This window comes from Amycolatopsis sp. WAC 01376, from assembly GCF_003947415.1.
Classification (GTDB): Bacteria; Actinomycetota; Actinomycetes; order Mycobacteriales; family Pseudonocardiaceae; genus Amycolatopsis.
In genome coordinates, this window is the sequence record NZ_QHKL01000015.1 from 22409 (window position 1) to 42038 (window position 19630).

The 19630-nt window shown below is 69.7% G+C and carries 17 protein-coding genes; 8 read left to right on the forward strand and 9 right to left on the reverse strand.

The window, feature by feature from the left end; all coding sequences use genetic code 11:
- The first annotated feature begins 36 nt into the window (after positions 1–36).
- A complete protein-coding gene (locus DMH03_RS41350; protein WP_125797450.1) occupies positions 37–864 on the forward strand; it encodes a glutamate ABC transporter substrate-binding protein in 828 nt (275 codons plus the stop codon).
- A complete protein-coding gene (hrpB, locus tag DMH03_RS41355) occupies positions 861–3251 on the forward strand; it encodes an ATP-dependent helicase HrpB (RefSeq protein ID WP_125797451.1) in 2391 nt (796 codons plus the stop codon). Before DMH03_RS41350 ends, hrpB begins: the two co-directional genes overlap by 4 nt.
- A 62-nt stretch (positions 3252–3313) precedes the next feature.
- On the opposite strand, the gene DMH03_RS41360 is transcribed toward hrpB, so the two are convergent.
- Positions 3314–4102, reverse strand: coding sequence for an ion transporter (locus DMH03_RS41360; RefSeq protein ID WP_125797452.1), 789 nt, complete (start codon positions 4100–4102; stop codon positions 3314–3316).
- Between the two features lie 135 nt (positions 4103–4237).
- On the opposite strand from DMH03_RS41360, the gene DMH03_RS41365 reads away from it, so the two are divergent.
- Genes DMH03_RS41365 through DMH03_RS41375 form a run of 3 tightly spaced genes read left to right on the forward strand, consistent with a single transcriptional unit; the run spans position 4238 to position 6929 of the window.
- Positions 4238–5155, forward strand: a complete 918-nt coding sequence (locus DMH03_RS41365) for an ABC transporter ATP-binding protein (RefSeq protein WP_125797453.1) — start codon at positions 4238–4240, stop codon at positions 5153–5155.
- Positions 5152–6186 carry an acetylhydrolase gene (locus DMH03_RS41370; RefSeq protein ID WP_233611952.1) on the forward strand — a complete coding sequence of 345 codons (1035 nt, stop codon included), beginning with the start codon at positions 5152–5154 and terminating at the stop codon, positions 6184–6186. Before DMH03_RS41365 ends, DMH03_RS41370 begins: the two co-directional genes overlap by 4 nt.
- On the forward strand, positions 6183–6929 hold the full coding sequence (locus DMH03_RS41375) for an ABC transporter permease (protein ID WP_125797454.1): 747 nt from the start codon (positions 6183–6185) through the stop codon (positions 6927–6929). The genes DMH03_RS41370 and DMH03_RS41375 overlap by 4 nt, the downstream gene beginning before the upstream one ends.
- Before the next feature lie 295 nt (positions 6930–7224).
- Here DMH03_RS41375 and DMH03_RS41380 read toward each other — a convergent pair whose 3' ends face one another.
- Positions 7225–7770, reverse strand: coding sequence for a TetR/AcrR family transcriptional regulator (locus DMH03_RS41380; protein ID WP_125797455.1), 546 nt, complete (start codon positions 7768–7770; stop codon positions 7225–7227).
- 43 nt (positions 7771–7813) lie between these two features.
- Between DMH03_RS41380 and DMH03_RS41385 the strand changes: the two genes are divergently transcribed.
- Positions 7814–8935: an FAD-dependent monooxygenase gene (locus tag DMH03_RS41385; RefSeq protein ID WP_125797456.1), complete on the forward strand. Its 1122-nt coding sequence runs from the start codon at positions 7814–7816 to the stop codon at positions 8933–8935.
- Here DMH03_RS41385 and DMH03_RS41390 read toward each other — a convergent pair.
- Together DMH03_RS41390 and DMH03_RS41395 are read right to left on the reverse strand one after the other, a co-directional pair.
- Positions 8880–9554, reverse strand: a complete 675-nt coding sequence (locus DMH03_RS41390) for a response regulator transcription factor (protein WP_125789224.1) — start codon at positions 9552–9554, stop codon at positions 8880–8882. The two genes, DMH03_RS41385 and DMH03_RS41390, sit on opposite strands and share 56 nt — an antisense overlap.
- Positions 9529–11151, reverse strand: coding sequence for a histidine kinase (locus DMH03_RS41395; RefSeq protein ID WP_233611954.1), 1623 nt, complete (start codon positions 11149–11151; stop codon positions 9529–9531). The genes DMH03_RS41390 and DMH03_RS41395 overlap by 26 nt, the downstream gene beginning before the upstream one ends.
- 97 nt (positions 11152–11248) lie before the next feature.
- On the opposite strand from DMH03_RS41395, the gene DMH03_RS41400 reads away from it, so the two are divergent.
- Positions 11249–11458, forward strand: a complete 210-nt coding sequence (locus DMH03_RS41400; RefSeq protein WP_007034335.1) for a hypothetical protein — start codon at positions 11249–11251, stop codon at positions 11456–11458.
- The gene (locus tag DMH03_RS41405) at positions 11455–12213 is read left to right on the forward strand and encodes a hypothetical protein (protein WP_125797457.1); all 759 of its coding nucleotides are present in this window, start codon (positions 11455–11457) and stop codon (positions 12211–12213) included. Before DMH03_RS41400 ends, DMH03_RS41405 begins: the two co-directional genes overlap by 4 nt.
- A 457-nt stretch (positions 12214–12670) precedes the next feature.
- Here the strand turns inward: DMH03_RS41405 and hutI are convergent, their stop codons facing one another.
- Genes hutI through hutH form a run of 5 tightly spaced genes read right to left on the reverse strand, consistent with a single transcriptional unit; the run spans position 12671 to position 19490 of the window.
- On the reverse strand, positions 12671–13834 hold the full coding sequence (gene hutI, locus DMH03_RS41410; RefSeq protein ID WP_125797458.1) for an imidazolonepropionase: 1164 nt from the start codon (positions 13832–13834) through the stop codon (positions 12671–12673).
- Positions 13822–15117 carry a formimidoylglutamate deiminase gene (locus DMH03_RS41415; RefSeq protein WP_125797459.1) on the reverse strand — a complete coding sequence of 432 codons (1296 nt, stop codon included), beginning with the start codon at positions 15115–15117 and terminating at the stop codon, positions 13822–13824. The genes hutI and DMH03_RS41415 overlap by 13 nt, the downstream gene beginning before the upstream one ends.
- Entirely contained in the window at positions 15114–16310 is a 1197-nt protein-coding gene (locus DMH03_RS41420; protein ID WP_125797460.1) for an allantoate amidohydrolase, read from the reverse strand. Before DMH03_RS41420 ends, DMH03_RS41415 begins: the two co-directional genes overlap by 4 nt.
- On the reverse strand, positions 16307–17959 hold the full coding sequence (hutU, locus tag DMH03_RS41425) for a urocanate hydratase (RefSeq protein WP_125797461.1): 1653 nt from the start codon (positions 17957–17959) through the stop codon (positions 16307–16309). Before hutU ends, DMH03_RS41420 begins: the two co-directional genes overlap by 4 nt.
- A 4-nt stretch (positions 17960–17963) precedes the next feature.
- Positions 17964–19490 carry a histidine ammonia-lyase gene (gene hutH, locus DMH03_RS41430; RefSeq protein WP_125797462.1) on the reverse strand — a complete coding sequence of 509 codons (1527 nt, stop codon included), beginning with the start codon at positions 19488–19490 and terminating at the stop codon, positions 17964–17966.
- Positions 19491–19630: the final 140 nt, after the last annotated feature.

A 19630-nucleotide genomic window follows, 5' to 3' on the forward strand; every position in this document is an offset into this window, starting at 1 on the left:
CTGAGAACAACGTGAGGCGGCGGACGGAGGCACCCGATGAGGGGACGCGGCCTGCTGGTGGCCTGTTTGATGCTGGTCACAACGGCGGCATGCTCCCAAGAGGCCGGTCCGTCGGATTCCCTCGTCGTGCGCGCCGTCGGGTCCAACAAGCTCACCATCGGCATCCGCTTCGACCAGCCGGGACTCTCCAAACGGACGATCGACGGCCGGTACGTCGGTTTCGACGTCGATGTGGCGAAGTACATCGCGAGTGAATTGGGTGTGGACGAGGATCACATCACCTGGCACGACAGCAAGCCCTCGTCCCGCGAGACGGATATTACGTCCGGGACCACGGATCTGATGGTGGCGACCTACTCGATCACCGAGAAACGCAAACAGACGGTCGCCTTCGCCGGGCCCTATTTCGACACCGGCCAGGATCTGCTCGTCCGCCTCCGGTCGACCGACATCACCGGTCCCGAGAACCTCAACGGCCGCAAGCTGTGCGCCGTGGGCGGCACCACCTCCGCCGAGCAGGTGCGCGACAAGTTCGCCCAAGCCGTCCAGCTCGTCGAGTACCCGCGCTATCAGGACTGCGTCACGGCCTTGCTCGCGGGACAGGTGGACGCGGTGACCACCGACGACGTCATCCTGGCCGGTTACGTGGCGCAGAACCCGGAGTTGCTGAGGGTCGTCGGCAAGCCGTTCTCAAAGGAGAAATACGGTGTCGGCCTGCGCAAGGACGACACCGAGGGCCGGACCGCGGTGGCCAGGGCGATCCAGAAGATGATCTCGTCCGGGGAGTGGCTCGCCTCGCTGAACCGCAACATCGGCCCGTCCGGTTACCGGATCCCGCCTCCGCCGCAGGTCACCGAGCAGTGACCCTTCCCGATCTGCCGGTTCGCGCCGTCCTGCCCGAACTCGAAGCCGCTCTCGACGCGCACGGCACCGCGGTGCTCGTCGCGCCCCCTGGCACCGGCAAGACCACCTTGGTGCCGCTCGCGCTGGACAACGGCGAAGGCCGGGTGATCGTCGCCGAACCGAGGCGCCTGGCTGCCCGCGCCGCGGCCGCACGGATGGCGTCCCTGCTGGGCGAACGGGTCGGTGAGACAGTCGGCTATTCGGTCCGCGGGGACCGGAAGGTGTCGTCTTCCACCCGGATCGAAGTGGTGACGTCGGGGTTGCTGGTCCGGCGGGTGCAGGGCGATCCCGAACTGAGCGGGGTTTCGACCGTCCTGCTCGACGAATGCCACGAGCGGCATCTCGACGCGGACCTGTTACTCGCGCTGTTGCTGGATGTGCGCGCCGGTTTGCGGGACGACCTGCGCCTGCTCGCGACGTCCGCCACCGTGGCCTCCGGACGGCTGGCCGCGCTGCTCGGGGACGCGCCGGTGATCACCGCGCACGCGAGGACTTATCCGGTCGACGTCTCGTACTCCCCGCCCGCGCGCGGCGAGCGGGTCGAGGCGACCGTCGCCCGCGTGATCCACAAAGCACTGTCCGAAGGGGACGGTGACGTGCTCGCCTTCCTGCCTGGCGCCGGCGAGATCGCCAGGGTGAGCGGTCTGCTCAGCGGTCTGGACGCCGATGTGCTGCCCCTGCACGGACGGCTTTCGGCGGCGAGCCAGGACGACGCGTTGCGCCCGCGCGCCCGCCGCCGCGTGGTGCTGTCGACATCGGTCGCCGAGTCCAGCCTGACCGTTCCGGGCGTGCGCGCGGTGGTGGACTGCGGTCTGTCGCGCGTGCCCCGTGTCGATCATCGGCGCGGCCTGCCGGGGCTGGCCACGGTCCGCGTTTCGGCCGCGGTCGCCGAGCAGCGCGCCGGCCGTGCCGGACGCGAGGCGCCAGGCCGTGCGTACCGGTGCTGGGCGGCGCACGAACAGGGTTCCCTGCCCGCCTACCCCGAACCCGAAATCCGGACGGCCGAACTGGCGCGATTCGCGTTGGAGCTGGCGTGCTGGTCCACTCCGGACGGTTCCGCCCTCTCGTGGTGGGATCCGCCCGGCGAAGGCGCGCTGGCCGCCGGTCGCGCGTTGCTGACCACGCTCGGGGCGACCGCGGAAGACGGGACGGTCACCGAACGCGGCCGGAAAATGGCCGGGCTGGGCCTGCATCCGCGGCTGGCGAGGGCGTTGCTGGACGGCGCGGCGCGGACCAACGCGCGTTCGGCGGCCGAAGTCGTCGCACTGCTCGACAGCGGTGGCACGCTGACCGACCTCGAAGCCGAACTGCGGCGAGTGCGCGGCGACGAGCGCTGGAAGCGTGATGTGCGGCGGCTTTCCAAGCTGGTGCCCGACGGCGGCAAGGCATCCGATCCGGCGCTGGTCGTCGCGCTCGCGCATCCCGAGCGGCTGGCACGACGACGTTCCGCGGGGACACCGGTGTACCTGATGGCCGGTGGGACGGCGGCCGAACTTCCGCGCGGCAGCGGACTGGCCGACGTCGAATGGCTGGCGGTGGCCGAAGCGACCAGGGATCCCGGCCGCGCGCAGGGCATCATCCGGCTGGCCGCGCCCGCGGACGAGGACCTCGCCGTACGCGCGGCGCCGAATCTGGTGTCCTCTGTGGACGAAGTGCACTGGTCTTCGGGTGACGTCGTGGCGCGTTCGGTGCGGCGGCTCGGGGCGATCGTGCTGTCGGAGAAACCGTTGCGCTCGCCCGCGCCGGACGCGATCCGCGCCGCACTGCTGGACGGCTTGCGCACCGAAGGGCTCGGCCTCCTGCGATGGCCGGAGGACGGGCGGCGACTGCGCGAACGGCTGGCGTTCCTGCATCGAGTGCTGGGCGCGCCTTGGCCCGCGGTCGATTCGACGACACTGTTGTCCACTTTGGACAGATGGCTCGACCTCGGGACGGCGCGCCGACGGTCGGATCTGGCTTCACTGGACGCGGGCGCCGCCCTGCGCGGACTGCTGCCCTGGCCCGAAGCGTCGCGTTTGGACAAACTGGCGCCGGATCGGCTGGAGGTGCCGTCGGGTTCGCGGATCCGGGTCGACTACTCGGGCGAGCAGCCGGTGCTGGCCGTGAAACTGCAGGAGACCTTCGGCTGGCTCGCGACGCCGGAGCTGGCGGGCGTTCCCGTCGTACTGCACCTGCTGTCACCCGCCGGACGGCCCGCCGCAGTCACCGCCGATCTGGAATCGTTCTGGCGCAACGGTTATGCGGCAGTGCGTGCCGATCTCCGCGGCCGCTACCCGAAGCATCCCTGGCCGGAAGACCCGCTGAACGCCGCGCCCACCCGGCGAACCACCCAACGCCGGATGTCATGAAAGGGTCGTTCAGGACATCTTTTGTCCTGAACGACCCTTTCATGACACCTTCCGGTGACCGCTCAGTCCATCAACTGGTGCTGAGGCCGTGTCGGCAGTTGCGCCGCCAGTTCCTCGTCGTCCTCACGTTCGTTCAACCCCAGCTGCACCGCGCTCCGGATCTGCTCCCGGTTCTCCCGCACCACATGCGCGAAGAACTCGTCGGTGCGCGGATCGGTCAGCACCTCGAGGATCACGCGCATCGCGGTGTCGATCACCGAACGCACCACCTCGTCGTGGAACGGCAGCTTCGAAAGCCGTCCCGCCTGCGGATCGTTCTTGAGCTTCTCGGCGATGATCCCTCGCAGCAGCGACTGGTTCTCCCCGAGTGAGCGCGCGAGGTTCTGCGGATAGTTCCCGGTTTCCAGTACCTTCACGACCTCGTCGAGCACCGCGATCGTGATCGGCTTCTTGATCGCCAGCACGATCGGCCGCGAAAGCCGTTCGACCAGCCGCTGCGTGAACCGCTCCCCGAACGCGCGGTCCGCCGTACGGACGAGCCGCACCAGCACCACGACGATCCGCAGCAGCCGGAACCCACGCAGCGCCGGATGCGCGATGGGGATCATGCCGAGGATCTCGTACCAGTTGCGCAGCGGGAACCGCTTCTCCCAGCCTGCGCGCCGCCACCGCCACAGGAATTCCAGCGCGAAGATCCCGCACACCGTCGTGTCGATGATGAAGACACGATGCGCCGTCTCCTCCGAATGAGGGAAGAACGTCACGTAGGCGAGCAACCCGACGGAGAACACGGCGAGTACGAGCATCACCAGGTCGAGCGGATTCACGCGCCGTTGTTCGCGGGTGGTCATGGCGCCGATTGTGCCTTTCCGCGGTGACTCGTGCCGAGCGGCACCTGTCGAAAGTAAGGGATGGCCGATGACTTCAGGGCAATGCCCTCGGGTGTCCCCGCGTCGGAGGATTCAGGGACACGAAGGAGGACGCGGATGATCACGCTTCGAGGACTCACGAAGCGCTATGGCGAGAAGACGGTGGTCGACGGGCTGACGTTCGCCGTCGAGCCGGGCAAGGTGACCGGTTTCCTCGGTCCCAACGGCGCGGGCAAGTCGACGACCATGCGGATGACGCTCGGCCTCGACTCGCCGAGCGCGGGTGAGGTCCGGATCGGCGGCAAGACGTACGCGGACCTGCGGTCTCCGCTGCGCGAGGTCGGCGCGCTGCTCGAAGCCAAAGCGCTGCACCCGGGACGGAGCGCGGGCAAGCACCTCCTCGCCATGGCGCGCAGCAACGGCATCCCGGCGAGCCGGGTGGACGAGGTGCTCGCGACGGTCGGCCTCACCGACGTCGCGGGCAAACGAGCCGGGACGTTCTCGCTCGGCATGGGGCAGCGGCTCGGGATCGCCGGCGCGCTGCTGGGCGATCCGGGGGTGCTGATGTTCGACGAACCGGTCAACGGCCTCGATCCCGACGGCGTCCGCTGGGTGCGGCAGCTGATGCGCTCGCTCGCGGAAGAGGGCCGCACGGTTTTCGTGTCGAGCCATCTGATGAGCGAGATGCAGCTGACCGCCGACAGGCTGGTCGTCATCGGCAAGGGAAAACTGCTCGCCGACGCACCGGTCGACGAATTCATCGCGGGCAATTCGCGGACGTCGGTCGCGGTGCGGGTGCCCGCTCCCGCCGACCTGCGCACACTCGAACAGCGACTGCATGCGCTCGGCGCGACCACGGAATCCGATCGGGACGAACTGATCGTGCACGACCTGCCCGTGCACCTCGTCGGCGACGCGGTGCACGAACTCGGGATCCGCGTGCACGGGCTGGCCGAACGGACCGCGTCACTGGAACAGGCGTACATGGAACTGACCGCTTCTTCGGTCGAATACGGAACGGGAGTCGCGGCGTGAAGTCACTCATGGTCCTGGTGGCGGTGATCGCCGGCCTGCTGGGGGTGCCGGCGGCCGCGTCGGCGGCACCGCAACTGTCGCTGCCCGCGCCGGGCGGCCCGCTCCCGATCGGCCTGCGCACACTGCACCTCACCGATCAGGGGAGAGCCGACCCCTGGGTGCCCGAAAAGCGGCGCGAACTGATGGTCAACGTCTGGTACCCGGCGGTTCCGCTCGGACGCTCGCCGCTGTACATGACCAAGGCCGAATCTGCGGCGGCCGTCGCCGGGCGGAAACTCGACCTGCCGCCGGACACGCTGAGCAAGGTGCGGGTCCACACCCGCGAGAACGCGCCCGCCCTGCCAGGACGACGTCCGCTGGTGCTGCTTTCGCCGGGCGCGGGCAACAACCGGATCACCCTGACCTCGGTGGCCGAACACCTTGCCGCACAAGGTTTCGTGGTCGCCGGGATCGATCACGCCTATGAGGCCTGGGCGACGGAGTTCCCCGACGGGCTGCGCCAGTGTGTCGCCTGTGGACGATCGGATGACCCTTGGCCCGCCGCGATCGCGAACCGCGCGATCGACACGACGTTCGTCGTCGACACCCTGCTGAAGGACCGGCGCTGGTCGATCGACGCCACGAAGATCGGGATGGCCGGTCACTCGGCCGGGGGTTCGGCGACCGCCACCGCGATGGCCGCCGACCGGCGGATCAAGGCGGGCGTGAACGTCGACGGCCCGTTCTTCGGCATCGCCTCCCTCGACCGGCCGTTCCTGCTGCTGACCAGCCCGACCGGCGAAAAGTACTACCGCACGTCCTGGAACGAGACCTGGCCGCGGCTCACCGGGCCGAAGGAACAGGACCTGGTCGAGGACAGCGGCCACTCGTCGGTGACGGACGCGGCGATCCTGGTCGACCAACTGGGGCTGCGGCCGCACCTCCCGCCGACCGAGATCGAGAACCAGTACGGCTCGATCGATTCGTGGAAGGCGCTGGACTTCTTCCGGGACCGGCTGACCGGCTTCTTCAAGCAGTGGAGCGCACGATGAACACGATATCTTCGGAATGGACCAAGTTCTGGTCGGTCCGGTCCACCTGGTGGTGCCTGATCAGCGGACTCTTCCTGATGCTCGCCTACTCCGGCGCGCTGGGCCTGGCCGCGAACGCCGGCGTCGAACGCTCGATGGCTCCGCACGCCGTCGTGGCCGGAGCGGCGTTCTATCTCACGCAGTTCGCCGTGGTCGCGCTGGCGACGCTGTTCATCACGAGCGAGTACGCCAGCGGCAGCATCCGCTCGACCCTGCAGTGGGTCCCGGTGCGGAACCGGGTCCTCGCCGCGAAATCGGCCGTCCTGCTGCCGGTGCTGTTCGGCTACGGCGTCCTGAACACCCTCGCCGGCGTGGCGATCTCGGCGCCGCTGATCCCCGACCGGGACTCCTCGGTGGGCGAGGTCCTCGCGACCTCGGCGGGCATGGGCGGCTACTTCGCGCTGCTGGGCCTGCTCTGCCTCGGCCTCGGGACGGCGCTGCGGAGCACCGCGGGGACGATCGTGACGGTCTTCGTGCTGCTGGTGATGATCCCGATGTTCGCCGGTTCGCTGGGCGGGGAAGACATCGTGAACTACTTCCCCGGCTTCGCGGGTGTCAACGCGATGGTGACCTCCGGCCAGCCGAACCCGATCTTCGGCGGCGTCTCGCCCTACGCGCCTTGGGTCGGCATCGCGCTCTGTATGGCGTGGGCGGCGGCCGGTCTGGTCACCGGCTCCACGGTGCTGCGGCGGCGCGACGCCTGAGGGAGAGCAAGGGACCTTTGCTCTCGTTTGTCTCGACATCGAGAGAAGCGAGAGCAAAGGTCCCTTGCTCCCTTTCCGCAGGTGACCGTGTGGGTTTCGGGACGTCAGATGTCCCAAAATCCACACGGTCAGTACGCATCGCTACGCGCAGTACAAGGTGTGTGGATATAGGGACACTCAACATCCCTATATCCACACACCCCCCGCCCGCCGAGGGGCGCGATAGCAAAGGTCCCTTGCTCCCCAACGCCACAAAACCACAGGTCAGCGCACCGGCGATAGCAAAGGTCCCCCGCTACCCCGCCACCCCGAGCCCCGCCAAAACCTCCCGCGCCCCTCGCGTCAGCTCCTCCAGACCGGGCGGCCGCAGCGAGCCGGTCCCGGCCAGCGCGTCGAAGACCGTCCCGTCCAGCCACGCGACGAGCACCCGCGCGTGCCGCTCCGGCTCCGCCGATCCGCATCCGGCGAGCACCTCGGCGCATCGCCGCCGGATGACCAGTCCCCCGCGGTCGTAGGCCTCGCGCAGCTCCGGCCGCCGCGTCGCCTCCAGCGCGAATTCGTATCGCGCGAGCATCCGCGTCCGCCCGTTCGTGATCGCCGCGTGGGCGAACCCCGCCACGTACTCGGCCAGCCGTCCGGGCGGCGGATCGAGGGTGACCTCGTCGAGTTCGACCATCCGCGAGATCGCCAGCTCCAGCAGCGCCGCCCGCGTCCGCGCGTAATACGAGGTCGAGCCCGACGGCAGCCCGGCGAACCGGTCGACGGCGCGATGTGTCAGCCCCCGCATCCCTTCGGCCGCGATCACCTCGATGGCCGCGTCCCCGATCGTCGCCTTTCGCACTCTACAAGTGTAGTAGTACTCTACAAATGTAGAGGAGGTCGACATGCGCAAAGCGATCGTGATCGGCGGAGGAATCGGCGGACTGAGTGCCGCCATCGGGTTGCACAGCATCGGCTGGGAGGTCACCGTCCTCGAACAGGCGCCGGAACTCACCGCCGTCGGCGCAGGCATCTCCCTGTGGCCGAACGCCCTGCGCTCACTCGAAACACTGGGCGTCCACCCCCGCACCCTGAGGGAACAGTCGTCCGGCGGTCTCCATGACCGCGAAGGCCGCCGCATCACCCGTTGGGACGCCGAAGCGTTCCGCCGTCATCACGGCCGCCCGCTCGCCGCCATCCACCGCGCGGACCTCATCGGCTCACTCCGCGACGCCCTGCCCGAAGGCTGCGTCCGCACCGGCGTCGAGGTCACGAGCCTCGACGATCTCGACGCCGCCGTCATCGTCGCCGCGGACGGAATCCACAGCACCGCCCGCAAACAACTCTGGCCACGGCATCCCGAACCGGTCTACAGCGGCAGCACGGCCTTCCGCGCGGTGACCACCCTCCCTCACCCCACAGAACTCAGCACGAGCTGGGACGACGGCGCCGAGATCGGCGTCATCCCGCTGCACGACGGCCGCGTCTACTGGTGGGCGAGCTACGTCGCCGAAGCGGGAATCCGTTACGAGGACCCGAAGGCGTATCTGCGGAACCGCTTCGGCAGCTGGCACGAGCCCATTCCCGAGCTCATCGACGCGACCACGCCGGAGACGCTGCTCCACCACGATCTCCACCTGCTCGGCACTCCCCTGCCGACGTACGTCAAAGGCCGCGTCGCGCTCCTCGGCGACGCGGCCCACGCGATGCCGCCGTTCCTCGGCCAAGGCGGCTGCCAGGCGATCGAAGACGCCGTCGTCCTCGCCGCCGCGCTGAGCACCACCGAAGACGTCGACGCGGCACTGAAGAGTTACGACGAACAGCGCCGCCCACGCACCCAAGCGGTCGTCAAATCCTCCGTGCAGGCGGGAAAAATGGGCCCACAGTTGAGGAACACGCTCGCCGTGGCCGTCCGCAACGGCGTGTTCCGCCTGCTGCCCGGCGCGCTCACCGCCCGCATCGGCGCCGGGGTCAGCGGCTGGACGCCTCCGGTTCCCCGCCGACCAGCCCCGCCTCGTACGCGGTGATCGCGGCCTGCACGCGGTTTCGCGCGCCGAGCCGGTTGAGGATGGTGCTCACGTAGGCCTTCACCGTGCCCTCGACCACGAACAGCTTGGCCGCGATGTCCGCATTGGACAGTCCGGAACCCAGCAGTGCCAGCACTTCCTGTTCACGCGGGGTCAGCTTGCCGATCAGCGCCCGCGCCTCCTCGGCGCGGGACACCTGGTTGCCGGAGAAGCGGGCGATGACCCGCTGCGCGACCTTCGGCGAAAGGAACGCCGCACCGCCCGCGACCGCGTGGATCCCGGACAACAGTTCGCGCGGATCACCGGATTTCAACAGGAAACCACTCGCGCCGAGCCCCAGCGCGCGCTCGATGTAGGCGTCCTCGCCGAACGTGGTCAGCATGATCACGCCGATCTCGGGCAGCAGCCGCCGGATCTCCTCCGCCGCCTTGAGCCCGTCCATGACCGGCATCCGGATGTCGAGGAGCACGACGTCCGGCCTGGTCGCGCGCGCCTGCTCGACGGCGGCACGGCCGTCTTCGGCCTCCGCGACCACTTCGATCCCGGCGTCCGCCGCCAGGATCGCCGACACACCGGCGCGGATCATCGCCTCGTCATCGGCCAGCACCACCCGGATCATCCGGGTTCCCCCTTTGCTCGTCTTCGGTGATCAAGTCCTTCGCCACGAGTTTTCCCTCGGCGAAGCACAGCCGGTAGGCCTCGTAGTTCAAGTTGAACACGGTGCGCTCGGTGCCGTAGTACTCGCACGTCGCCCCCGCGGGCACCGGGGGCTCCACCACGCGCGGCCGGGCGATCCGCTGGCCGCCGGGCAGCACGGCCGCGATCTCCGCCCGTGACTGGCCGATCCGGATCTTGTCGTAGTCGCCACCGGCGAGTACGGAGCCGTACCACTGGACGAGGAACACCACCCCGCTGATCCCGACCACCAGGCCGAACAGCCCGATCGGCACGACGACCGCCTGGATCAGGCTGCGCCGGACGTCACGGCGGGCACGTTCCAGTTCCCTGGCCGACAGGGACTGCCCGACCTCGGCGTCCATTGCCGCCTGACTCTCCGGGGATTCCTCCGACGGTGCCGCGTCGTGCGGCAAGGTCGCGCTGACCTCGAATCCGCCTTCGTGCGGTCCTGCCCGAAGGGTGCCGCCGACCAGCCGGACCCGCTCGCGCAGCCCGATCAGCCCGCGCCTGCCCGAAGCCCGGCCCGGCAACGGCCCCGCGGGCGGCGCGGCATTGGTGACCACGACGTCCGTCCGCCCCGCCGACCGTACGACCCGGACGGTGACGGCGGCACCCGGCGCGTGTTTCACCACGTTCGTGACCGATTCCTGGACCACGCGGTACGCGGCGCGGTCGACCATCTGCGGTTCGCCGTCGAACGGTGCGTCCACAGAGGACTCGATCAGCACACCGGACGCCCTGGTCCGGTCGAGCAGCTCGTCGATGCTCTCGTGCACCGGCTCGGTCGGCGCGTCGTCCTCGCGCAGGACCCCGATGATCTCGCGCAGCCGTTCGGTCGCCGTCGCGGCGCTTTGTCGCAGGTCACCGGCGGCCTGCCGCTGCTGCTCGTCGAGCCCGCCCGCGACCTCCAGCGCCGCCGCGCGCACCGCGATGAGGCTCAGCTCGTGGCCCAGCGAGTCGTGCATGTCGCTGGCGATCCTCGTCCGTTCACGCAGCCGCGCGCGATCGGCGATGAGGCGCTGACGGCTCTCCATCTCCTCGGCGCGGCGCCAGCCGTCACGCGCCATGTCCTCGCGCTGCCGGATGTAGCGGCCCAGCAGCCACGGCGTCACCGACGCGAAGACCAGGATGCCGAGCAACGCGCCCCAGGCCGAGAAGCCGTCCTCGCTCCAAAGCAGCGCCACCGGGACCGCGATCACGGAAACGATCGTGAAAAGGCGCAGCATCGGCTTCGCGACCGGTTGCCGGTAGCCGGCGAGGTAACTCACCGCGACGAGGAGGAACCCTTCCCAGATCGGCACCCGGCCACCGAAGCTGCCCAGCACGATGAAACTCGCGATCATGGCGATGGCGAGCGAGACCAGCGGGTACCGGCGCGACACCGCGATCGCGGCTGTGGTCGCGGTGAGCCCGAAGAGCAGTTCCCAGTGCTTCGTGCTGGATCCGGCGTCGATGGTCACCCAGCCACAGAGCCCGAGCCACAGCGCGACGTCCATGACCAGCCGCCGCCCGCGCCGCACGGGCTCCTCTCCGTCCATCACAGACCTGGACGCTACAAGCCGTGACGAGCAGTCCGCCATGGACGAAAGTAAAGGTCCCCTGCTTTCCCAGCCCGATGAGGCATGATGATCCACCATGGCCGAGCGCACACTCACCGGTCAGCTAGGCGGTCCTGTCCCGGCAGGCATCGAAGCGCTGGCCGACAACGAGAAGCAGGACCTCTCCGACGCGCTGCGCGACGCGCGCCACCGTCAGGCCAAGGCCTTGGCCGAAGCGGGCGAAGAGGGCCTGAAGTACGTACCCGCGCTTCTGCGGGGCACCGTTCGCAAGGTGGTTGGCCTGTGACCACCGAAAACTTCGCCTCGCGGGCGGAGATCCTCAAACTCGCCCGCGTCCTCGGCACCACTCCTGAGCGGCTCGCTTATCTGGAGAAGGTGGACGCCGCCGAACTCCAGGCGTTCCGCGAGCAGGTCACGGACACGCTGTTCGACGCCAACCGCGCCGCACTCGAGCGGATGGCGATGGCGAGCAAGCTCGTCCCGAGCCCGATCCTCGCGAAGATCGCCGAGAAGGTCTTCGGCCCGCTTCTGTGCGCGCGGATCGCCGGACTGGTGGACGTCTCCCGGGGCGTCGACGTCGCGAAGCGGCTGAAGCCGCCCTTCCTGGCCGACGTCGCGGCCGAACTGGACCCGCGCCGCGCGAGCGCGATCATCGGGCGGATCCCGCTCGACACCGTGGTCGCGGTCGCCGGTGAACTCGTGCGCCGCGAGGACTGGATCACCGTCGGCCGGTTCGTCGGCCACCTGCCCGATCCGACGGTACGCAGGGCACTCGACGTCATCGGCGACGAGGCACTGATCCGGATCGCGTTCGTCCTCGACGACAAGAACCGGATCGATCACGTCCTCGGGCTGCTCTCCGAAGCCCGGTTCCGCGGCCTGCTGCGGGTCGCGGCCGCCGACGAGGACCTGTGGCCGCCGGTGCTCGACCTGCTCACCCACCTGAGCGAGAAGCGGGTCGAGCAGTGGTCCCACCTGCTCGGCGAACTCCCGTCCGAGCTACGCCTGCGCGTCGAGGAAACCCTCGGCCGAGCCTCCTGAACTCAGCGGGGAGAGCAAGGGACCCGGCAGAGTCGCATAACTGCTGGTCGGCTCCGCCGCCATAGCGGGACAAGGCGAACGTGCCGTGGTGGACCCGACAGGAGCGGGCTCCCGCAAGGAGCCTCACCCGGCTCTTGACTGTCCACAAGGGACCCTTTACGACACAGAAGTGCCCGATTTGGGTGACTTGCACGGTTTCACGAGGGGGTCGTGAGTGATTTGTGTCGTTCTAACCCTCATTGCCACTCACGACCCCCCACGAAACCGCACATAGCGGCATCAATCGGACACTCAATCGTCCGGCGGTGTCCCTTGTGGACACTGAAGCCCCACCGGCGCCCAGAAACAAGCCCCACCACCGGCACATGCGGCCCCGCGACAGTGCAGGAACAGTCGCCTGACTGCAGACCCCGGCCGAGCCTCCTGAACTCAGCGGGGGAGCAAGGGACCTTTGCTATCACTTTGAGGCGAAACCACTGGTCAGCAGCTTCCCGCGACGCCACACAGCGGTCGTCAGCGGCACTCCGGGCCGATACGCGAGGTGCGTGACCGAAGGCGCCTCCAGCACCTGAAGGTCGGCACGCGCCCCAGGCCGCACGAAGCCCACGTCGTCCCTCCGCAGAGCCCGAGCGCCGCCCGCCGTCGCCGACCAGACGGCCTCCTCGATCGTCATCCGCATCTGCAGCACCGCGGTCGTGACGCAGAACGCCATCGACGTCGTGTACGAGCTGCCCGGGTTCGCGTTGCTCGCCAGCGCGACCGTCGCCCCCGCGTCCAGGAGCCGCCGCGCCGGCGCCAGCGGCTGCCGGGTCGACAGGTCACACGCCGGCAGAAGGGTCGCGACAGTGTCCGAAGCAGCGAGAGCCTCGACGTCCGCTTCGCTCAGGTACGTGCAGTGGTCGACACTCGCGGCCCCCAGTTCGACGGCAAGCCGCACCCCGGGCCCCTCCCCCAGCTGGTTCCCGTGCACCCGCAGACCGAGCCCGCGTTCCCGCGCCGCCTTCAGCACCCGCGCGGACTGCGCCTCGTCGAAAGCGCCGGTCTCGCAGAACACGTCCGCCCATCGCACGAGCGGCGCCACCGCGTCGAGCATGTCGCCGCACACCAGGTCCACATAGGACTCCGCGTCCGCGCCCGGCGGCACCAGATGCGCGCCGAGGAAGGTGACCTCGTCGGCCACGTCGGCGGCGATCCGCGCCGAGCGCACCTCGTCTTCGACGTTGAGCCCGTATCCGGTCTTCGTCTCCAGACACGTCGTGCCCTGCTTCGCCGCTTCGTCGACGTGACGCCGCAGGTTCGCCGCGAGCTGCTCGTCGGAAGCCGATCGCGTCGCGTCGACGGTGACCGCGATCCCTCCGGCGCTGTACGCCTTCCCTGCCATCCGTGCCTCGAACTCCGCCGTCCGGTCCCCGGCGAACACGAGGTGCGTGTGGCTGTCCACCCAGCCGGGCAGCACCGCGCGGCCGTCGACGTCGATCCGCTCGTCCGCGTCGGGCGCGTCCGCCGCCGAACCGGCCCAGGCGATCGTCACGCCGTCGACGACAACGGCCGCGTCACGGAGTTTGCCCAGCTCGGCGTCGTTCGTGGTGAGCTCGCCGATACCCGTGATCAGGACTGCCACAATGCCTCGATCTCCTTGGCCAAGACCGTTTCCGGCCGGTCGATCAGCTGATGCGCGCCATCGCGGACGATCTCACGCCCGGCGACGACGACATCCCGGACGTCCGCGCCGGAGGCGGCGAAGACCACCCCGGACGGCTCGATCCCCGCGGTCCGCACCGACCCGAGGCCGACCGTGACCAGGTCCGCGCCCGCCCCCACAGCGAGCTCGCCGACCTCGTCCCAGCCGATCGCGCCGTGATCCGCCGCCGCCGCGAGCAGTTCCTCGGCGGTGAACCGGCCGCGTTTCTCGCTGGCGAGCCGCTCGTTCAGTTCCAGCGCTCTGGTCTCTTCGAACGCGTCGACGACGGCGTTGCTGTCGCTGCCGAGCGACAGCCGCACGCCCGCGTCCAGCAACGTCCGCGCGGGACCGATGCCGTCGCCGAGATCCCGTTCGGTCGTCGGGCAGAAGCAGGCACGACTCCGCGCCGCGCCGAGTTGCTTGACGTCGTCCGCGGTCAAATGCGTCGCGTGCACCGCGGTGAGCCGCTCGCCGAGCACGCCGCGGTCGTGGAGCAGCCCCGTCGGCGTCCGGCCATAGGCCGCCAGGCACTGCTCGTTCTCGGCCCGCTGCTCGGAAAGGTGGATGTGCAGCGGACCGGTCCCACGATCCACTTCGGACAGTTGATCTTCGGGAACGGCGCGCACGGAATGGATCGCGCCACCCACCCGGAACTTCTCGTCTTCCCGCAGCTCGCCGACTCGCCGCGCCCAGTGCGCCGCGGAACCGTCGGAGAACCGCCGTTGCACCTCGTCGGGCTCGACGCCGATGCCGCCCGCGAGGTAGCACGTGTCGAGCAACGTCAGCCGGATCCCGGCGTCCCTGGCCGCCTGCCGCAGCGCCTCGCCCATCGCGTTCGGCTCGGCGTAAGGCTTTCCGCCCGGCGCGTGGTGCAGGTAGTGGAACTCGCCGACACTCGTGTATCCGGCCAGCACCATCTCGGCGTAGACCCCACGCGCCAGCCGGTGGTACGAGTCCGGATCGAGCCGCGACGCGAGCAAGTACATCCGCTCGCGCCACGTCCAGAAGGTCCCGCGGTCATGGTGCGTCCGGCCGCGCAGCGCACGATGGAACGCGTGCGAGTGCCCGTTGGCGAAGCCCGGCAGGGTCAGTCCACTCAGGACAGTTCCTTCGCGAGACGCGTTCGCCGTCACGGAAACGATCGTCCCGCCGTCGACCTCGATCCGGACGGCATCGGCGATCCCATCCGGCAACCAGGCCCGTTCACACCAATATGTCGTCATGTCGACAGTTTCTCCAGGACTTCCGCGAGCGCGCGGGCACCGTGGTCGACGTCCGCCGCCTCGGAGAACTCCTCCGGGGAATGGCTGATCCCGGTCGGATTGCGCACGTAGAGCATCCCGGACGGGACGAATCCGGCGAGGATCGCGGCGTCGTGCCCGGCGCCGGTCGGCAGCTCCGGCGGTCCGCCGAGCCAGGTGCCCAGGTCGCGGCGCAGCGCGTCGTCGAAGACCACGTCGTCCGAGTACGACTCCCTGGTGACCTCGACGCGACAGCCTTCCTGCCCGGCCGCCTCTTCGGCCAGCTTCGCGATCTCCGCGACCAGTTCGGGCGTGTCCGTGCCCGGCACCCGCGCGTCCAACCACAGGTCCACAGTGGACGCGATGACGTTGGTTCCGCCCGGCACCGGCACAAGCCTGCCGACGGTGGCCCTGGCGTCGGCGGTCGCCTTCGCCAGTTTCCGCACGGCGAGGACGGTCTCGGCCGCCGGGATCATCGGGTCACGACGATCACCGATCAGCGTCGCACCGGCATGGTTTCCCTGTCCCTGGAAGGAGAACCGCCATCGGCCGTGGGCGATCACCGTACTCCCGACGGCGACCGGCGAGCCGAGATCGATCAACCCGCGCCCCTGCTCGACGTGCAGTTCGAGGAACCGCCCGATCAGGCCGAGTCGCTCGGAGTCCCGGCCGATCCGATCGGGATCGAGGCCGGATTTCGCCGCCGCTTCGGCGAACGTGACGCCGTCCGGATCACGCAGGCCGCGCGCCTTGTCCGCGTCGATGGTCCCGGTCAGCAGCCGCGAGCCGAGGCACGGCACGCCGAAACGGCCGCCCTCCTCTTCCGCGAAGACCACGACGGCGAACGGTTTGGCGGGGCGGAATCCCTTGGCCTGCAAGATCTCCACCGCGTCGAGTGCGCTCGCGACCCCGAGCGGGCCGTCGAAGGCGCCACCACCGGGCACCGAATCGAGGTGGCTCCCGGTGACGACGGCGTCCGGTCCGGGGGTGCCCCACCAGGCCCAGATGTTGCCGTTGCGATCGGTCTCGACACCCAGCCCCAGCCGTCCCGCGCGCTCGACGAACCACGCGCGCAGTTCGGTCTCGGCCGCGTCGAAGGCGTGGCGGGAGTAACCGCCGCGCTTCGGGTCGCGGCCGACGTCCGAGATCTCCCCCAGCAGCGAGGACGCGGTCACTCGGCGTCCCGCATCGGCACGCGCACGCCGCGCTCGTCGGCGACGTCGGCGGCGCGGTCGTATCCGGCGTCGACGTGCCGGATGACGCCCATGCCCGGGTCGTTGGTGAGCACGCGTTCGAGCTTCTGCGCGGCCAGCAGGGTTCCGTCGGCCACGCTGACCTGGCCGGCGTGGATGGAGCGGCCCATACCGACCCCGCCGCCGTGGTGGATCGACACCCAGCTGGCACCCGACGAGGTGTTGACCAGCGCGTTCAGCAACGGCCAGTCGGCGATCGCGTCGGAACCGTCGGCCATGCCCTCGGTCTCGCGGTACGGCGAGGCGACACTGCCCGAGTCGAGGTGGTCGCGGCCGATGACGACCGGCGCCTTCAGCTCGCCGCTGGCGACCATCTCGTTGAACCGCAGGCCCGCGAGATGCCGCTCGCCGTAGCCGAGCCAGCAGATCCGCGCCGGCAGCCCCTGGAAGGCGACGCGTTCGCCTGCCAGCTTGAGCCAGCGTGCGAGGGATTCGTTTTCCGGGAACAGTTCCAGCATCGCGCGGTCGGTCGCCGCGATGTCCTCGGGGTCACCGGACAGCGCCGCCCAGCGGAACGGGCCGTTGCCCTCGCAGAACAGCGGGCGGATGTAGGCGGGCACGAAACCGGGGAAGTCGAACGCCCGCTCGCAGCCGCCGAGTTTCGCCTCGCCGCGCAGGGAGTTGCCGTAGTCGAAGACCTCGGCGCCCTTGTCGAGGAAGCCGAGCATCGCCTCCACGTGCTCCGCCATCGACTCGCGGGCGCGCTCGGTGAACTCGTCGGGCTTCTTGTCCGCGTAGTCCTGCCACTCGTCGACGCCGATACCCTTGGGCAGGTACGAAAGCGGGTCGTGCGCGGAAGTCTGGTCGGTGACGATGTCGACCTCGACGCCGCGGCGCAGCAGTTCGGGCAGCACTTCGGCGGCGTTGCCGACCACGCCGACGGACAGCGCGCGCTTCTCCTTCTTCGCGGCCTCCACCCGGCGGATCGCGTCGTCGAGGTCGTCGGCGACCTCATCGAGGTAGCGGGTCTCGACGCGGCGGTGGGCGCGCTGCGGGTCGCATTCGATGACGAGCGCGACCCCGTCGTTCATCGTGACCGCGAGCGGCTGCGCGCCACCCATGCCGCCGAGACCGGCGGTGACGGTGAGCGTGCCCTTGAGGGTGCCTCCGAACCGCTTCTTCGCGACGGCGGCGAAGGTCTCGTAGGTGCCCTGCAAGATTCCCTGCGTGCCGATGTAGATCCAGGACCCCGCGGTCATCTGGCCGTACATGGTCAGGCCCTGCGCCTCCAGGCGGCGGAACTCCGGCCAGGTCGCCCAGTCGCCGACGAGGTTGGAGTTCGCGATGAGCACACGCGGCGCCCATTCGTGCGTGCGGAACACGCCGACCGGCTTGCCGGACTGGACGAGCAACGTCTCGTCCTGCTCCAAGCTGGTCAGCTCGCGGGTGATCGCGTCGAAGCTGGCCCAGTTGCGGGCGGCCTTGCCGGTGCCGCCGTAGACGACCAGGTCCTCCGGGCGCTCGGCGACGTCGGGGTCGAGGTTGTTGTGGAACATCCGCAGCGCGGCTTCGGTCTGCCAGTTCTTCGCGGTGAGCGTGGTGCCTCGGGCGGCACGGACCGTGCGGGTCATGGGCTCAGACCTCCAGTTGGGCCGCGGCGAGGACGGCACCCGACGCGACGAGTTCTTCGGCGGCGGCGATCTCCGGCGCCAGATGACGGTCGGGGCCGGGGCCCTCGACCTTGGTGCGGACGAGATCCCGGACCCGGCCGGTGACCGGCGACGGGACCAGGGGCGCGCGCATGTCGAGTGCCCGCGCGGCGGTGAGCAGTTCGATGGCGAGGACGGTGTTGAGCCCCTCGACGGCCTTGCGCAGCTTGCGCGCGGCGGACCAGCCCATGGAGACGTGGTCCTCCTGCATCGCGCTGCTCGGGATCGAATCGACCGACGCCGGCACCGCGAGACGCTTGAGTTCGCTGACGATGGCCGCCTGCGTGTACTGCGCGATCATGTGACCCGAATCGACGCCGGGGTCGAACGCGAGGAACGGCGGCAGGCCGTGCGAACGAGCCTTGTCAAGCATCCGGTCGGTGCGGCGCTCGGCGATGCTGGCGACGTCCGCGAGCGGGATGGCGAGGAAGTCGAGCACGTACGCGACCGGGGCGCCGTGGAAGTTACCGTTCGACTCGACGCGGCCGTCGGACAGCACGACCGGGTTGTCGACCGCGGAGTGAAGCTCACGCTCAGCGACGAGTTCCGCGTGCGTGAGGCTGTCGCGTGCGCCGCCGTGCACCTGGGGCGAGCAGCGGAGGGAGTACGCGTCCTGGACGCGGTTGCAGTCCGGACCGCGGTGGCTCTCGACGATCTTCGAGTCCTGAAGCGCCGTCCACATGCGCTGGGCGCTCCGTGCCTGCCCGGGGTGCGGGCGCAGCGCCTGGAGATCGGCGGCGAAAGCGCGATCGGTACCGAGGAGCGCCTCGACGCTCATCGCCGCGGTGATGTCGGCGGTGTCGAGAAGCTTGCGCAGGTCGGCCGCGGCGAGCAGGAGCATGCCGAGCATGCCGTCAGTCCCGTTCGTGAGGGCGAGGCCCTCCTTCTCCGCGAGAACGACCGGCTCGATGCCAGCGTGCTTCAGCGCGACGCTTGCCTGGACGACTTCGCCGTTGTACTCGACTTCACCCTCTCCCATCAGCGCGAGCGCGACGGCGGCGAGAGGCGCGAGGTCGCCGGAGCAGCCGAGGGAGCCGTACTCGTGGACGAGCGGGGTGATCCCGGCGTTGAGCAGGGCCGCAAGCGCTTGCGCGGTCTGCGGCCGGATACCGGTGTACCCACTGGCGAGAGTGCGGAGACGCAGCAACATCAGCGCGCGCACGACCTCGGTCTCCACGACCGGCCCCGCGCCCGCCGCATGCGACCGGATCAGCGACCGCTGCAGGGCGGTGCGGCGCTCGAGCGGGATGTGCCTGGTCGCGAGCGCCCCGAAGCCCGTCGAAACGCCGTACGTCGGCGTCTCGGCGTGGGCGAGGTCGTCGATGTGCTGACGCGTCGCGGCGAGGTTCTTCTCGGCCGCTTCGCTGACCGCGACGGGCGAGTGGTCACGGGCGACCGCGACGACCTGTTCGGGCCGAAGCGGTTCGGAGCCCAGAAGTACGGTTTCCGGCATAGCCCCATTGGACAACGCCATGCCCGCTGGTGGGCGGCCCCAACCGGTGGTTGTGTCTGGTATCCAAGACACGCACGGCGATAGCAAGGGTCCCTTGCTATCGCGGGCGACGGAGGTGTGTGGATATAGGGACGTTGAGT

What these genes read in the sequence shown, in the direction of transcription:
- DMH03_RS41350 (WP_125797450.1), top strand. Translation starts at nt 37, where the DNA reads ATGAGGGGACGCGGCCTGCTGGTGGCCTGTTTGATGCTGGTCACAACG.
- DMH03_RS41360 (WP_125797452.1), bottom strand. Translation starts at nt 4,102, where the DNA reads ATGACCACCCGCGAACAACGGCGCGTGAATCCGCTCGACCTGGTGATG.
- DMH03_RS41365 (WP_125797453.1), top strand. Translation starts at nt 4,238, where the DNA reads ATGATCACGCTTCGAGGACTCACGAAGCGCTATGGCGAGAAGACGGTG.
- DMH03_RS41375 (WP_125797454.1), top strand. Translation starts at nt 6,183, where the DNA reads ATGAACACGATATCTTCGGAATGGACCAAGTTCTGGTCGGTCCGGTCC.
- DMH03_RS41385 (WP_125797456.1), top strand. Translation starts at nt 7,814, where the DNA reads ATGCGCAAAGCGATCGTGATCGGCGGAGGAATCGGCGGACTGAGTGCC.
- DMH03_RS41390 (WP_125789224.1), bottom strand. Translation starts at nt 9,554, where the DNA reads ATGATCCGGGTGGTGCTGGCCGATGACGAGGCGATGATCCGCGCCGGT.
- DMH03_RS41395 (WP_233611954.1), bottom strand. Translation starts at nt 11,151, where the DNA reads ATGGACGGAGAGGAGCCCGTGCGGCGCGGGCGGCGGCTGGTCATGGAC.
- DMH03_RS41400 (WP_007034335.1), top strand. Translation starts at nt 11,249, where the DNA reads ATGGCCGAGCGCACACTCACCGGTCAGCTAGGCGGTCCTGTCCCGGCA.
- DMH03_RS41415 (WP_125797459.1), bottom strand. Translation starts at nt 15,117, where the DNA reads ATGACGACATATTGGTGTGAACGGGCCTGGTTGCCGGATGGGATCGCC.
- hutU (WP_125797461.1), bottom strand. Translation starts at nt 17,959, where the DNA reads ATGACCCGCACGGTCCGTGCCGCCCGAGGCACCACGCTCACCGCGAAG.
- hutH (WP_125797462.1), bottom strand. Translation starts at nt 19,490, where the DNA reads ATGCCGGAAACCGTACTTCTGGGCTCCGAACCGCTTCGGCCCGAACAG.